We start from the raw sequence: 13,716 nt of genomic DNA, 5'->3' as shown, positions 1-13,716 counted from the left end.
CTCCACGTGGAGTAACGGCCCTTCTCCGTTGTTGTGCGATGTCTTCGGTCAGACGTACGCGTCGAGTTCGGCGACCTGTGCGTGGCACGCGTCGTCGACGATCCACGGCGGCGCCGCTTCGCGCGGCAGCGGCAGGTTCTCGGCTTGGAGGGCGGCCGGGATGTGGGCGCAGTCGGCGATCAGTTCGCCGATGGTTTCCGGTTCCGGGGCGACGTTCGGGGCGTTCACGTCGGTCACGCTATTGATCCGCACCCCAGCCGGAAAGCAGTACCAGCCGGTAGTGTCGTCTGGTGCGCGCGAATTACCCGTACGGGTTACGACTCACGGGTAACTTGCGTCCCCAGCCGAGGTCGAGGAACAAGAGGAGTACCGGTGGCAGACAAGGCCAGGATCGCGGTGTCCGGCAGTATCGCAACCGACCATCTGATGCACTTCCCCGGCAGGTTCGCCGAGCAACTCGTCGCCGAGCAGCTGCACCGGGTTTCGCTGAGTTTCCTCGCCGATGATCTGGTGGTCCGGCGTGGCGGGATCGGTGCCAACATCGCCTTCGGCCTCGGCGTGCTCGGGGTACGGCCGGTGCTCGTGGGCGCGGTGGGCGCCGACTTCGCCGACTACCGGTCCTGGCTCGAGCGCCACGGCGTCGACACCTCCGGCGTGCTCGTCTCCGAGGTCGCGCACACCGCGCGGTTCGTCTGCACCACCGACCAGGACCTGTGCCAGATCGCCACGTTCTACGCCGGCGCGATGGCGGAGTCGCGCAACATCGAACTGCTGCCGATCGCCGAACGCGCCGGCGCGCTGAGCCTGGTGATGATCAGCCCGGACGACCCCGACGGCATGATCCGCCACGCCGAGGAATGCCGCCAGCGTGGCTACGACTTCGCCGTCGACCCCTCGCAGCAGCTCGCCAGGATGGACGGCGCGCAGGCCCGTGCCTTCGTCGCCGGGGCGAAGTACCTGTTCAGCAACGACTACGAGTGGGAACTGCTGCTGCAGAAGACCGGCTGGACCGAGGCCGACGTGCTCGGCCAGGTCGGGATGCGGATCACCACGCTGGGCGAGAAGGGCGTCGAGATCGTCGGCAAGGACGGCGTCTCGCTGACCGTCGGCGCCGTCCCCGAGCGGGTCAAGACCGACCCGACCGGTGTCGGCGACGGCTTCCGCGCCGGGTTCCTCGCCGGTCTCGACGGCGGTCTCGACGTCGAGCGCTCCGCGCAGCTCGGCTCGCTGATCGCGGTGCTCGTGCTGGAGACCGTCGGGCCCCAGGAGTGGACCTTCGACCGCGCCGACGCGCTGGCCCGCATCGGCGAGGCGTTCGGCCCGGCCTCCGCCGACGAGATCGCCCCCATCCTCCCCGCCGCCTGACCCACTGTCCGCGCGCCAGGACAACGCTCCCGGCGACGTGCGGTTCAAGACGCCGTCAAGGCCACCTTACGGGCGCCAGACGCCCGTAAGGTGGCCTTGACGGCAGGCCGGGACCCTAGAGCTTGACGGGGTAGACCGGCTCGGGGATCTCGGGCTTGATGCGGTGCTCGACGAAGATCCCGTGCCAGATCATGAACACCAGCAGCGCCCAGATCTGCCGGCTGCGGTCGAACTGACCGGCCTTGTGCTCCTCCAGCAGCGCCAGCACGGCGTTCTTGTCGAGCAGCGCGTCGGTCTTCGAGTCCGCGATGATCCCGCGTGCCCAGTCGTACATCTCGTCCCGCAGCCAGTGCCGGATCGGCACCGGGAAGCCCAGTTTCTTCCGGTTGATCACGTGCGGCGGGATGATCTTCGTCAGCGCCTTGCGCAGCGCGTACTTCGTGGTGCCGCCCGCCAGCTTCTGGTCGAGCGGGATGCTCGCGGCGACCTTGAACACCTCGGCGTCGAGGAACGGCACCCGCAGCTCCAGCGAGTTCGCCATGGTGACCTTGTCCGCCTTGACCAGGATGTCGCCGCGCAGCCAGGTGAACAGGTCGACGTGCTGCATCCGCGCGACCGGGTCCCAGCCCTTCGACTCGCGGTACCAGGGCGCGGTGACGTCCATGAAGCCGATGCCCTCGGCGAAGTCCGGCAGCACCGCGCGCAGCTGCTCGTCGCGGAAGTTGCGCGCGTTGCCGTAGTAACGCTCCTCCAGTGTCAGCGCGCCGCGCCGCAGCAGGTCCTTGCCGCGCGTGCCCTCGGGGATCTTCGTGGACACCTTGCCGAGCAGTTTCCGCACGCCGCCGGGGATCTTCTCGAACGGCGCCAGAGACAGCGGTTCGCCGTAGATCGTGTAGCCGCCGAATAGCTCGTCCGCGCCCTCGCCGGACAGCACCGCCTTGACGTGCTTGCGGGCCTCGCGGGCGATGAACCACAGCGGCACCAGCGCCGGGTCGGCCACCGGGTCGTCGAGGTACCAGACGATGAGCGGCAGCGTTTCCATCATCTCGTCCGCCGACACGATGCGGACCACGTGCTCGACCCCGATCGCCGCGGCCGACTCGGCGGCGACGTCCACCTCGGAGTAGCCCTCGCGCTCGAACCCGCTGGTGAACGCGATGAGGTTCGGGTTGTGCTCCTTGGCCAGCGTGGCCGTCGCGGTCGAGTCGATGCCGCCGGAGAGGAAGGCGCCGACCGTGACGTCCGGGTCGGAGATCATGTGCTTGGAAACCGAGTCGCGCATCACATCGGCGATGCGCTCGTACAGCGCTTCGGCCTCGGCCTCGCTGTTCACCGGCTGCACGGTGAACTGCGGGTGGAAGTACCGAGTGAACTTCACCTCACCGCCGGGCCGCAGGCGGAACGACGTGCCGGACTCGACGCGGCGGATCCCGGTGTGCAGCGACTCGGGCTCGGGAACGTACTGCAGGACCAGGTAGTGCTGCAGGGCCGTACGGTCCAGTTCCTCGGCGACGCCGAGCGTGTCCGACAGCTCCAGCAGGGACTTCTTCTCGCTGGAGAACGCGATCCCGCCCGGCCCGGCGGAGTAGAACAGCGGCTTGATGCCGAACGGGTCCCGCGCGCCGAAGACGACCTTCTCCTGCGAGTCCCAGATCATGAAGGCGAACATGCCGCGCAGCTTCTTGACCGCGTCCTCGCCGAGGTAGTGGTACGCCGCGACGATCGCCTCGCCGTCGCCCTCGGTGAGGAACTTCGCGTCGTGCTCCTCGGCCAGCTCTTTCCGCAGCTCGAGGTAGTTGTAGATCTCGCCGTTGAAGTTCAGCGTGTAGCGCGACGGCGCCTCGGGCGGGCCCCAGACCAGCGGCTGGTGCGCGTGCTCGACGTCGATGAAGGCGAGCCGGTTGAAGCCGTAGACGACCTCGGCGTCGGCCCAGGTGTCCTGCTCGTCCGGGCCGCGGTGGCGCTGGCAGCGCATCGCCGCGCCGACGGCGTCACGGGCGTTCGCCGCGTCGGTCTCGGTGACGCAGATCAGTCCAAGCAGGCCGCACACGTGTACTCACACACCTCTGGTCGTGGCCGGGGTCTGGGAAGGGCCCAGTATGCCGCGCGCCACCGGTACCCGGCCGTGGTGGGTGACACGTGTGTCACGCGTACCCCTTGGGCGGCGGGATCCGCCAACTCGGCTAGGCTCCGCCTGTCACGAAGATCGGTCGAGGAGGCTCTGGGTGAAAGGGCGAGGCGCAGTGGGAACTCCAGGGCGCACCCCGGTGGGTAAGCGGGTCGGCCGCGTCGCCGCGCTGGTGGTGCTGGTCGCGCTGACCGCAACGGGCTGCTCGGGCGACGAGATCCTGCGGTTCGGCTGGCCGGTCGGGGTCACCCCGCAGGCGAACGACATGCGGTGGCTGTGGACCTGGACCGTGATCGCCGCGCTGGTGGTCGGTGTCATCGTGTGGGCGCTGATCTTCTGGACCGCGACCTTCCACCGCAAGAAGAAGACGGCGCCGGGCGAGGAAGAGGAACTGCCCCGTCAGTTCCAGTACAACATCCCGCTGGAGCTGTTCACGGTCGTCGTCCCGACGATCATGGTCTGCGTGCTGTTCTTCTTCACCGCGACGACCGAGAGCAGGGTTCTGGACAAGAAGCCGAACCCGGACGTCACCGTGGACGTGATCGCCTTCCAGTGGAACTGGGAGTTCAAGTACGAGGGCGACAAGGCCAAGCGCGCCGACGGCGGCCAGGTCAGCACCGTCGGCTCGTCCGGCGAGATCCCGCTGCTGGTGCTGCCGACGAACAAGACGATCGAGTACAAGCTGCGCTCGACCGACGTCATCCACTCGTTCTGGGTCCCCGAGTTCCACTTCAAGCGGGACGTCATGCCGGACCCGGAGAAGAACAACCAGGACTTCTCCTTCCAGAACTCCATCGACCGCGAAGGCTCCTTCGTCGGCCGGTGCGCGGAGCTGTGCGGCACGTACCACTCGGTGATGAACTTCGAGGTCCGCGCGCTGTCGCCGGACAAGTACGACCGGTACCTCCAGCTGCGCACGCAGACGAACCCGAAGACCGGCAAGCCGAACACCGCGTCCGAGGCGCTGTCGGCGATGAACTGCGGCGAGCTGTGCAGCCCGTACGCGGTCACCACCAAGCCGTTCAACACCGACCGCACCGCCCGTACCGCGTCCAACTGACCCGGTCCGAAGCTTCGAAAGGAAACGTCCATGAAGGTCGAAGCGCGGATCTTCGACATCGTCGCGGGCTTTGCCTTCGTCGTGGCCGTCATCTACGGGTTCATGACCCACTACATGAGCGGCTACGGCGCCGAACCGGTCGGCGTGGTCGCCCTGATCCTGACCGGCGGGCTCGCCCTGCTGGCCGGGAGCTACCTGCGGTTCGTCTCCCGGCGGATCGAGGCGCGTCCCGAGGACCGCGAGGACGCGGAGATCAGCGACGGTGCCGGCGAGCTGGGCTTCTTCAGCCCTGGCAGCTACTGGCCGATCGGCCTGGCCGCCTCGGCGGCGCTCGGTGGCCTCGCGCTCGCGTTCTTCCACGTCTGGCTCCTCGTCATCGCCATCGTCGCGCTGCTGATCACGATCGGCGGACTGGTGTTCGAGTACCATACGGGCCCGAACCACGAGTGACGTTCGCCGCGGTCCTGGTGGTGCGGCGCGGAGCGAGCGCCGCCGCCAGGACCGCGAGCATGCCCACCAGCTCCGGCCAGCCGGGCCGGTGCCCGTAGGCCACGACGTCCACGAGCACCGCGACCACGGGATACACGTAGGACAGCAGGGCGACCGTGGTCGTCGGCAGTTTCCCGATGCTCGCGTAGATCAGCACGTACATCAGCGCCGTGTGCACGGTGCCCAGCAGCACCAGCCACAGTAGCCCGGACGTCGTCGACGGCAGCGGCGTCAGCAGCAACGCGGGCGCGAGCAGGACGGCGCCGACCGCGCACTGGACCGCCGCCAGCAGATGCGGCCGGATGTGCGTGAGCTGCTTGGCCACGAAGGACGCTCCCGCGTAGAGCAGGGCCGCGCCGAGCGCCAGCCCGATTCCCGCCAGCCGCACGGGTTTCCCGTCCTCGCCGTGCGCGGACAGGGAGATCAGCGCGACTCCGCCGAACGCGATACCCGCCCGGACGAGGTGGTTCTTCGTCACCTTCTCGCCGAGGAACGCCGCCGCGAGACCGACCAGGATCAGCGGCTGGGTGTGGTAGACGACGGTGCTGACGGAGATCGACGACAGCGCGTACGAGGCGAACAGCAGCACCCAGTTGCCGACCAGGAAGACGCCGCCCAGCACCGCGAGCAGGACGTCGCGGCGCGTGGGCCGCCAGGTGTGCAGCCAGCCGCGCGCGGCGGACCACAGGAGCAGCAGGACGCCTCCGACGAGGCAGCGCGCGAACGCCACGGTCGGCGCGGCCGCACCGCTTTCCAGTACGACAGCGCCGATGGTGCCGGACAGGGCCATCGCCGCCGACCATTGCAGCAGCGGCCGGGTTCCGGGGGAGAGGTTCGTCATGACGTCCACCCTCGCCGGGCGGGCGGCGAGCGACCAGTGTCAGAAATGACATGGGGCGCAAAACTTGTGACATCCTGATCGGGTGGATGTGAACCGTGTCGCGGTCGTGCTCGCCGACCAGGTGTCGCCGTTCGAGCTCGGGGTCGCCTGCGAGGTGTTCGGCACCGATCGCAGTGCGTCCGGAATGGACGGTTGGGACTTCGCGGTCTGCGCACCGGAGGGTGCGGAAGTCGTGAGCTGGTCCGGTTTCGGGCTCACCGGATTGTCCTCTTTGGACTACGCGGCGAGCGCGGATCTGCTCATCGTGCCCACCTGCGCGCCCCGGACCGCGCCGCCGCCGGAGCCGGTGCTCGACGTCCTGCGGGACGCGGCCGCGCGCGGGGCATGGGTGGCGGGGTTCTGCGCGGGGGTGTTCAGCCTGGGCTACGCGGGCCTGCTCGAAGGGCGGCGCTGCACCGTTCACTGGGTGTACGAGGCCGAGTTCCGCGAGCGGTTTCCCTCGGCCGAAGTCGACCCCCAAGCGCTGTATGTGGACGACGACGGCGTCCTGACCAGCGCGGGCACCGTGGCCGCGGTGGACCTGTGCCTGCATCTGGTGCGGCGGTTGCGCGGGGTCGCGGCCGCGACGGCGCTGGCGCGGCGCATGGTGGCCGCGCCCCACCGGACGGGCGGTCAGGCTCAGTTCGTCGAAGCGCCCGTCCCGGCGACGGCCGCGCCGGACGACTCCGTCGTCGCGGAGGCACTGGAGTGGGTCGAGCGACGGCTCGATCAGCCGTTCACCGTCGCGGAACTGGCGCGGCGCAGCGGCCTCGGCGAGCGGACGTTCCTGCGGCGCTTCTCGGCGGCCACCGGGACGACGCCGCACCGCTGGCTGACCGAGCGACGGCTCGACCGCGCGCAGGCGCTGCTGGAGGAGGGACGGCTGTCGGTCGAGGACATCGCGGTGGCCTGCGGATACGCCTCGGCCGCGGCGCTGCGGCACCAGTTCACCCGGCTGCGCTCGACGACACCGACGGCCTACCGCGCGGCTTTCCGCGGCTGAGGAAGGCCGCCGTCCCGGCGGGCTGTCCTTTGTGGAGCGAGGCGTCGCTCTGAGGTGGCGGGGCCGCGTCCCGAACGACGCGTTGGGGACGTTGAGCGTCCCGAACGGTCCGTTCGGGACGTCGCGGACGGGGTAGGGGCGGGTGCCCGAGGGACGCCCTGGGTGCGTTGAGTGCGACGAGGGCGTCCCTCGGTGCATCGAGCGCACCGAAGGCGTCCCTCGGCACGCCAGCGCGGCGAGCGGTTCCCTCGCGGGGTTTGTCCGATGTGGACGGTCGGGTCAGGAGCGGGCCTTGGCGGAGAAGGTGATCCAGCGGTCCAGCAGCGCCGCCGCGGCGCCGGTGTCGATGGCCTCGGCACCGCGGGCCAGCCCGGCGGCGATGTCGTCCTCGAGCGAGCCGGTGAAGCCGGTGAACGCGGCGAGCGCGGCCGCGGCGTTGATCAGCACCGCGTCCCGTACCGGGCCGGTCTTGCCGCCGACGAGGTCGCGGACGACGCGCGCGTTGGCCTCGGCGTCGCCTCCGCGCAGGTCCTCGGCCGTGGCGCGGGGGATCCCGACCGCGGCCGGGTCGAAGACGCGCTCGGTCACCTGCCCGCCCGAGACGACCCACACCGACGACGTCGTGGTGGTGGTGATCTCGTCGAGACCGTCGTCACCCCGCACGACGAGCACGGACGTGCCGCGGCGGGCGAAGACCTCGGCGAGCACCCGGGTCTTGTCCGGATAGGCGCAGCCGATGAGCGCGCTCCCCGGCTGCGCCGGATTGGTCAGCGGGCCGAGCAGGTTGAACGTCGTGGGCACGCCGAGCTGGCTGCGCACCGGGCCCGCGTGCCGCAGCGCCGGGTGGAACGCCGGGGCGAAGCAGAACCCGATCCCGACTTCGGCGAGGCTCTGCCGGACGCCCTCGGGCGGCAGGTCGATCGCGACGCCGAGTGACTCCAGCACGTCGGCGGCGCCCGACTTCGACGAGGCGCTGCGGTTGCCGTGCTTGACCACCGGCGCGCCGGCGGCGGCCGTGACGAGCGTCGCCATCGTGGAGATGTTCACCGAGTTCGATCGGTCGCCACCGGTGCCGACGATGTCCACCGCCGGGCCCTCGATCCGCACCCGGTACGCGTGCGCGAGCATCGCCTCGGCCATCCCGGAGATCTCGGCGGGGGTCTCGCCTTTGGCGCGCAGTGAGACGGCGAACCCGGCGATCTGCGCGGGCGTGGCGGCACCGGACATGATCTGGTCCATCGCCCACGCGGTGTCGTCCTCGGTGAGGTCGGTGCGCGCGATCAGCTGGTTGAGCAGCGAAGGCCAGGTGCGGGGAACGGGGGTGGCGCTCATGCGATCGTCTCGCTCCGCGAGGCAGTGTCGAATCTCTTTCGGCGCATGATGTCCATGACTCGCTCGCAAGCGTCGCTCATCGGGCCGGGTCAGCCGTTGACGGCGGGCACCCGGCGCGCGCGCAGCACGTCGGCCACCGTCTCCGCGGCGGTCAGCGGGTCGAGCGGGTGCACGAGGACGGCGTCCGCGCGCGACCACGTCGCCAGCCAGCGGTCGTCCTTGCGCCGCACCGAGACCACGATCGGCGGACAGTCGGTGATCTCACTCTTCAGCTGGCGGCACAGCCCGATGCCGCCGGTCGGCTGCGCCTCGCCGTCCAGGATGGCCAGATCGACCTCGCCCGCGTCCATCTCGCTGAGCACGTCCGCGATCCCGGAGACCTCGACGTAGTCCACCCGCTCGAGGTCGGCGGCGGGGCGGCGGCCGATCGCGTTGACGATCGCCTCGCGTACCTCCGCCTTGTGGCTGAACACCAGGATCCGCATAGTCGGCACGCCTCCAGCTCGTCTCGTCACCGTGGACCCCGCGATCGTATCCGGCATGACCGACATCACGCGGGCGCGGTCGGCGACTCACCCGGTTGCCGGGCGTCCCAGCCCAGCGAGTCGCCGCCGAGCCGCTGGGCCAGCCCCGCCATCCGCGAGCGTTCCTGGGCGCAGTGCAGCGCGTCGAGGACCTGGACGCGCTGTGCCTCGACCCGGACGACCCCGTCGGTTTCGGACCGTTCGCGCAGGTCCCAGCCGTCCTGCGCGAGGATCGACGCCGCTTCGGCGACCCGCTCGCGGGGCAGCGTGAGGTGATGCCGCAGCACCGCCTCCGCATCGGGTACCCAGCCGGGTGAACGGGCGAGCACGGAGGAGTCCGCCTCGGCCGGGTCGAAGGCCTCCGCGACGATCTCCAGTCCGGGCGTGTCCGGCGTCAGCGCGGGACTTTCCCGCTTTCCCAGCAGGTCACGCAGCACCTTCAGGAAACTCATGAGTAGCTCTCACCTTCGGCGGGGGTCGATGTGATCGGATCCGCACGCGACCCGCCGCGGACCCGAAGGGCGGGGTGCCGGTGCGAGAGGACATAATGCGACGCGTGACAACGGCAGCTCCCACCATCAGTCAGCGGGTCCACTCGCTGAACCGGCCGAACATGGTCAGTGTCGGCACCATCGTGTGGCTGTCCAGCGAGCTGATGTTCTTCGCCGGACTGTTCGCGATGTTCTTCACCGTCAAGGCGCAGAACTCCTCCGGCCACTGGCCGCCGCCGCTGCACGGTGAGCCCTTCCACCTCAACGTCGGGTACGCGATCCCGTTCACGGTGATCCTCGTGCTGTCCTCGTTGACCTGCCAGTTCGGCGTGTTCGCCGCCGAGCGTGGCGACGTCTTCGGGCTGCGCCGCTGGTACATCGTCACGTTGATCATGGGCGCGATCTTCGTCGGCGGTCAGGGCAACGAGTACCTGAACCTGATCGACGAGGGGCTGACGATCCCGTCGGGCCCGTTCGGCACGGTGTTCTACCTGGCGACCGGGTTCCACGGTCTGCACGTGATCGGCGGTCTCATCGCCTTCGTGTACCTGCTCATCAGGACGAAGCTGAGCAAGTTCACGCCGGCGCAGGCCACCTCCGCGATCGTCGTGTCGTACTACTGGCATTTCGTCGACATCGTGTGGGTCGGCCTCTTCGCGGTGATCTACATCATTCCCTGATCCCGCTCCGCCGCCACCACGTTCACTATCGGCCTGAACTGACAGCAAGGGTTGCCGCAAGATGACCACCAGCAAGAAGTCCTCGGAGCGCCGCTACCGCGCGCGGTCGAAGCTGCGGAGGCGGTTCGCCGGCCTGCTCGCACTCGGTGTCGCGCTGGTGGGCGCGGGCGCGCTGTACGCCGTGTTCGCCCCCGAGCCGCAGACCGCGACGGCGCAGGGCGACCCGGCCCTGCTGCGCCAGGGCGAGCAGGTCTACAACAACACCTGCATCGAGTGCCACGGCGCGAACCTCGAGGGTGTCAAGGACCGCGGCCCGAGCCTGATCGGCATCGGCGACGCCGCGGTGTACTTCCAGACCTCGTCGGGCCGCATGCCGGCCGTCCGCCAGGAGGCGCAGGCCGCGCGGAAGCCGCCGAAGCTGTCGGAGAGCGAGATCGACGCGGTCGGCGCCTACATCCAGGCGCACGGCGGCGGTGTCCAGCGTCCCGCGGAGCGCGGCGAGGGGCTGCGCGGTTCGGACCCGGCGCGCGGTGGCGAGCTGTTCCGCCTCAACTGCGCGTCCTGCCACAACTTCACCGGCCGCGGCGGTGCCCTTTCGGCGGGCAAGTACGCGCCGAACCTGGACCCGGCCACCGAGGAGCAGATCTACGACGCGATGCTCACGGGGCCGCAGAACATGCCGAAGTTCTCCGACCGGCAGCTCTCGCCGGAGGAGAAGAAGGACATCGTGGCCTACGTCAAGTCCGTGTCCGACGGCAACAACAACCCTGGCGGTAACAGCCTCGGCGGGTTCGGCCCCGCATCCGAGGGCCTGATCGCCTTCATCGTCGGGATCGCCGCGCTGGTCGGCGTGACGTTGTGGATTGGATCGAAGGCATGAGTGCCGAGGAGGGGCCGAAGCCGCCGACGGAGGCGGAACTGGCTGAAATGGACCGTGACCAGCTGTTGAAGCTGGGCGGCAAGCTGGACGGCGTCGAGATCATCGACTATCCGGAGCCGTGGCCGGTCAAGGGAACCCGTGCCGAGCGCAGGGCCGAGCGCCTGGTGGCGTTCTGGTTCGTGCTCTCCGCGCTGGCCGGGCTGGCGTTCGTAGTCGCGCTCATCTGGTGGCCGTGGCAGTACAAGGAACCCAACGACGAGCACGCCGCGTTCCTCTACAGCCTGTACACGCCGTTGCTCGGGATCACGCTCGGTGTGGCGATCCTCGGCCTCGGCATCGGTGTGCTGCTCTACACCAAGAAGTTCATCCCGGCCGAGACCACGGTCCAGGAGCGCGGCGACGGCGGGTCGAAGGAGATCGACAAGGCGACGATCCTCGCCCAGCTCGCCGACGCCGGGAACCGCAGCACCATCGCCCGCCGCTCGCTGATCAAGCGGGCCGCCGGCGCGGGTGCCGGCGCGCTGGGCCTGGCGGCCGCGGCGCTGCCGGTGGCGTCCTTCATCAAGGACCCGTGGAAGAACTCCGACAACAAGGACTCGCTGTGGCACACCGGCTGGCAGCCGGCGCACCCCGGCGAGAAGGTCTACCTGCGCCGCAACACCGGCAAGCCCGAGGAGATCGTCCTGGTCAAGGCCGAGGACCTCGACGCGGGCGCGATGGAGACGGTGTTCCCGTTCCGCGAGTCCGAGCGGCACGATGAGCACGCGCTGTCCCAGGCGTTCAAGCGCTCGGACAACCCGGTCATGCTGATCCGCCTGCGCCCGACCGACGCCGCCCGTGTGGTCAAGCGCGAGGGCCAGGAGGACTTCAACTTCGGTGACCTGTACGCGTACACGAAGATCTGCAGCCACGTCGGCTGCCCGACTTCGTTGTACGAGCAGCGGACCAACCGGATCCTCTGCCCGTGCCACCAGTCCCAGTTCGACGCGCTCCACTACGGCAAGCCGATTTTCGGTCCGGCGACCAGGCCGCTTGCCCAGCTGCCCATCACAGTGGACGATCAGGGTTACCTGTACGCGCGCGGTGACTTCATCGAGCCGGTCGGGCCGGCATTTTGGGAGCGCAAGTCATGAGTTCACTGACCACGCCGACGAAGGGCACGAGCCTGCTCGAGCAGAAGGTGGGCGAAGCGGCGAAGAACGCCGACGACCGCTTTCACCTGGCCAAGGGCCTGCGGCACCAGTTCAACAAGGTGTTCCCGACCCACTGGTCCTTCCTGCTGGGCGAGATCGCGCTCTACAGCTTCATCATCCTGCTGCTCTCGGGTGTCTACCTGACGCTGTTCTTCGACCCCTCCATGCAGGAGGTCGTCTACCACGGCAGCTTCAAGAACCTGCAGGGCGTCGAGATGTCCCGCGCGTTCGCCACGACGCTGGACATCTCCTTCGACGTCCGCGGCGGGCTGTTCGTGCGGCAGCTGCACCACTGGGCCGCGCTGATCTTCGTCGCCTCGATGATGGTCCACATGCTCCGGATCTTCTTCACCGGCGCGTTCCGGCGCCCGCGTGAGGCGAACTGGATGATCGGTGGCCTGCTGCTGATCCTGGGCATGTTCGAGGGCTTCTTCGGCTACTCGCTGCCGGACGACCTGCTCTCGGGCACCGGTATCCGCGCGACGCTGTCGGGCATCGTGCTGTCGGTGCCGGTGATGGGCACCTGGCTGCACTGGGCGCTGTTCGGTGGGGAGTTCCCCGGCGACGTGATCATCCCGCGGCTGTACACGATCCACATCCTGCTGCTGCCGGGCATCATGCTCGCGCTGGTCGGGGCGCACCTGGCGCTGGTCTGGTACCAGAAGCACACCCAGTTCCCCGGTGTGCGGCGCAAGGAGACCAACGTCGTCGGCGTCCGCATCCTCCCGGTGTTCGCGCTCAAGGGCGGTGCGTTCTTCGCGCTGGTCGTGGGTGTGCTCGCGCTGATGTCGGGCATCTTCCAGATCAACCCGATCTGGAACATCGGCCCGTACAACCCGGCGCAGGTGTCCGCGGGTTCGCAGCCGGACTGGTACATGGCATGGGCCGACGGCATGCTGCGGATCTGGCCCGCGTGGGAGGTCTACCTCGGGAAGTACACGATCCCGGCGGTGTTCTTCCCCGGTGCGATCGGGATGCCGCTGCTGATCGGCCTGTTGCTGGCATATCCGATCATCGAGCGGAAGCTGTCGAAGGACAACGCGCACCACAACCTGCTGCAGCGGCCGCGGGACACCCCGGTCCGCACCGCGCTGGGCATGATGGCGCTCGGGTTCTTCATGGTCATCGAGCTGTCCGGGTTCAACGACATCATCGCCGACCAGTTCGACATCTCGCTGAACGCCACGACGTGGGCGGGCCGGATCGGCGTGCTGATCGTGCCGCCGATCGCGTACTACGTGACCTACCGGATCTGCCTCGGCCTGCAGCGGGCCGACCGCGAGGTGCTCGAGCACGGTGTCGAGACCGGCATCATCAAGCGGCTGCCGCACGGTGAGTTCATCGAGATCCACCAGCCGCTGGGCGGTGTGGACGACCACGGCCACGCGATCCCGCTGGAGTACCAGGGCGCATCGGTGCCGAAGAAGATGAACAAGCTCGGGTCCGCGGGGCACGCCGTTCCCGGCTCGATCTGGTCGCCGGACCCGCCGGAGGAGTCCGCCGCTCTGGAGCGGGCCCGCGGCAACGGCCACGGTGCGCACGAACTGGAGTCTTCGGAGTCCTCGAAGACCCCCGGTCACTGATTCCGCCGGAACTACCGGTAATGGTCCCCGAGAGGGGGGGGTCACACCCCCGGGCGAGCGGGAGGTTCTGAGTGCGGCCCGGGGGGCGGGGAGGGGGGGTGCGGGGTG

14 protein-coding genes are annotated in these 13,716 nt (G+C 69.3%); 8 read left to right on the top strand and 6 right to left on the bottom strand.

Annotation, left to right across the window (positions count from 1 at the left end; translation table 11 throughout):
• Window positions 1–48: 48 nt before the first annotated feature.
• A complete protein-coding gene (locus tag ACFWX1_RS42045) occupies window positions 49–228 on the bottom strand; it encodes a hypothetical protein (RefSeq protein ID WP_378395482.1) in 180 nt (59 codons plus the stop codon).
• Between the two features lie 144 nt (window positions 229–372).
• Here ACFWX1_RS42045 and ACFWX1_RS42040 point away from each other — a divergent pair, with 144 nt between their 5' ends.
• A complete protein-coding gene (locus ACFWX1_RS42040) occupies window positions 373–1,365 on the top strand; it encodes a carbohydrate kinase family protein (RefSeq protein WP_378395481.1) in 993 nt (330 codons plus the stop codon).
• A gap of 115 nt (window positions 1,366–1,480) precedes the next feature.
• Here the strand turns inward: ACFWX1_RS42040 and asnB are convergent, their stop codons facing one another.
• Window positions 1,481–3,415 carry an asparagine synthase (glutamine-hydrolyzing) gene (gene asnB, locus ACFWX1_RS42035; protein WP_378395480.1) on the bottom strand — a complete coding sequence of 645 codons (1,935 nt, stop codon included), beginning with the start codon at window positions 3,413–3,415 and terminating at the stop codon, window positions 1,481–1,483.
• Between the two features lie 193 nt (window positions 3,416–3,608).
• On the opposite strand from asnB, the gene ACFWX1_RS42030 reads away from it, so the two are divergent.
• Both ACFWX1_RS42030 and ACFWX1_RS42025 read left to right on the top strand, forming a co-directional pair.
• The gene (locus tag ACFWX1_RS42030; protein ID WP_378395479.1) at window positions 3,609–4,553 is read left to right on the top strand and encodes a cytochrome c oxidase subunit II; all 945 of its coding nucleotides are present in this window, start codon (window positions 3,609–3,611) and stop codon (window positions 4,551–4,553) included.
• A 30-nt stretch (window positions 4,554–4,583) separates the two neighbouring features.
• Window positions 4,584–5,003, top strand: a complete 420-nt coding sequence (locus ACFWX1_RS42025; protein WP_378395478.1) for a cytochrome c oxidase subunit 4 — start codon at window positions 4,584–4,586, stop codon at window positions 5,001–5,003.
• Here the strand turns inward: ACFWX1_RS42025 and ACFWX1_RS42020 are convergent.
• On the bottom strand, window positions 4,951–5,883 hold the full coding sequence (locus ACFWX1_RS42020; RefSeq protein ID WP_378395477.1) for a DMT family transporter: 933 nt from the start codon (window positions 5,881–5,883) through the stop codon (window positions 4,951–4,953). The genes ACFWX1_RS42025 and ACFWX1_RS42020 overlap by 53 nt on opposite strands.
• 82 nt (window positions 5,884–5,965) lie before the next feature.
• Here ACFWX1_RS42020 and ACFWX1_RS42015 point away from each other — a divergent pair, with 82 nt between their 5' ends.
• Entirely contained in the window at window positions 5,966–6,925 is a 960-nt protein-coding gene (locus tag ACFWX1_RS42015; RefSeq protein ID WP_378395476.1) for a GlxA family transcriptional regulator, read from the top strand.
• Window positions 6,926–7,204: 279 nt separating this feature from the next.
• Here the strand turns inward: ACFWX1_RS42015 and trpD are convergent, their stop codons facing one another.
• The 3 genes from trpD to ACFWX1_RS42000 all read right to left on the bottom strand — a co-directional run bounded on the left by trpD (window position 7,205) and on the right by ACFWX1_RS42000 (window position 9,233).
• Window positions 7,205–8,257 (bottom strand): anthranilate phosphoribosyltransferase, encoded by a 1,053-nt coding sequence (trpD, locus tag ACFWX1_RS42010; protein ID WP_378395475.1) that lies wholly within the window; start codon window positions 8,255–8,257, stop codon window positions 7,205–7,207.
• 89 nt (window positions 8,258–8,346) lie between these two features.
• Window positions 8,347–8,742: a hypothetical protein gene (locus tag ACFWX1_RS42005; RefSeq protein ID WP_378395496.1), complete on the bottom strand. Its 396-nt coding sequence runs from the start codon at window positions 8,740–8,742 to the stop codon at window positions 8,347–8,349.
• A 65-nt stretch (window positions 8,743–8,807) separates the two neighbouring features.
• Window positions 8,808–9,233, bottom strand: a complete 426-nt coding sequence (locus ACFWX1_RS42000) for a ribonuclease E inhibitor RraB (RefSeq protein WP_378395474.1) — start codon at window positions 9,231–9,233, stop codon at window positions 8,808–8,810.
• A 95-nt stretch (window positions 9,234–9,328) separates the two neighbouring features.
• Between ACFWX1_RS42000 and ACFWX1_RS41995 the strand changes: the two genes are divergently transcribed.
• The 4 genes from ACFWX1_RS41995 to ACFWX1_RS41980 all read left to right on the top strand — a co-directional run bounded on the left by ACFWX1_RS41995 (window position 9,329) and on the right by ACFWX1_RS41980 (window position 13,608).
• Window positions 9,329–9,952: a heme-copper oxidase subunit III gene (locus ACFWX1_RS41995; RefSeq protein WP_378331417.1), complete on the top strand. Its 624-nt coding sequence runs from the start codon at window positions 9,329–9,331 to the stop codon at window positions 9,950–9,952.
• 61 nt (window positions 9,953–10,013) lie between these two features.
• The gene (locus tag ACFWX1_RS41990; RefSeq protein WP_378395473.1) at window positions 10,014–10,832 is read left to right on the top strand and encodes a c-type cytochrome; all 819 of its coding nucleotides are present in this window, start codon (window positions 10,014–10,016) and stop codon (window positions 10,830–10,832) included.
• Entirely contained in the window at window positions 10,829–11,965 is a 1,137-nt protein-coding gene (locus tag ACFWX1_RS41985) for a ubiquinol-cytochrome c reductase iron-sulfur subunit (RefSeq protein WP_378395472.1), read from the top strand. Before ACFWX1_RS41990 ends, ACFWX1_RS41985 begins: the two co-directional genes overlap by 4 nt.
• The gene (locus ACFWX1_RS41980; protein ID WP_378395471.1) at window positions 11,962–13,608 is read left to right on the top strand and encodes a cytochrome bc complex cytochrome b subunit; all 1,647 of its coding nucleotides are present in this window, start codon (window positions 11,962–11,964) and stop codon (window positions 13,606–13,608) included. Before ACFWX1_RS41985 ends, ACFWX1_RS41980 begins: the two co-directional genes overlap by 4 nt.
• The last annotated feature ends 108 nt before the right edge of the window (window positions 13,609–13,716 follow it).

Source organism: Amycolatopsis sp. NPDC059021 (assembly GCF_042739895.1).
GTDB lineage: Bacteria > Actinomycetota > Actinomycetes > Mycobacteriales > Pseudonocardiaceae > Amycolatopsis.
Note: the sequence above shows the minus strand (reverse complement) of the source record. Positions and strands in the feature narration are given on the sequence as shown.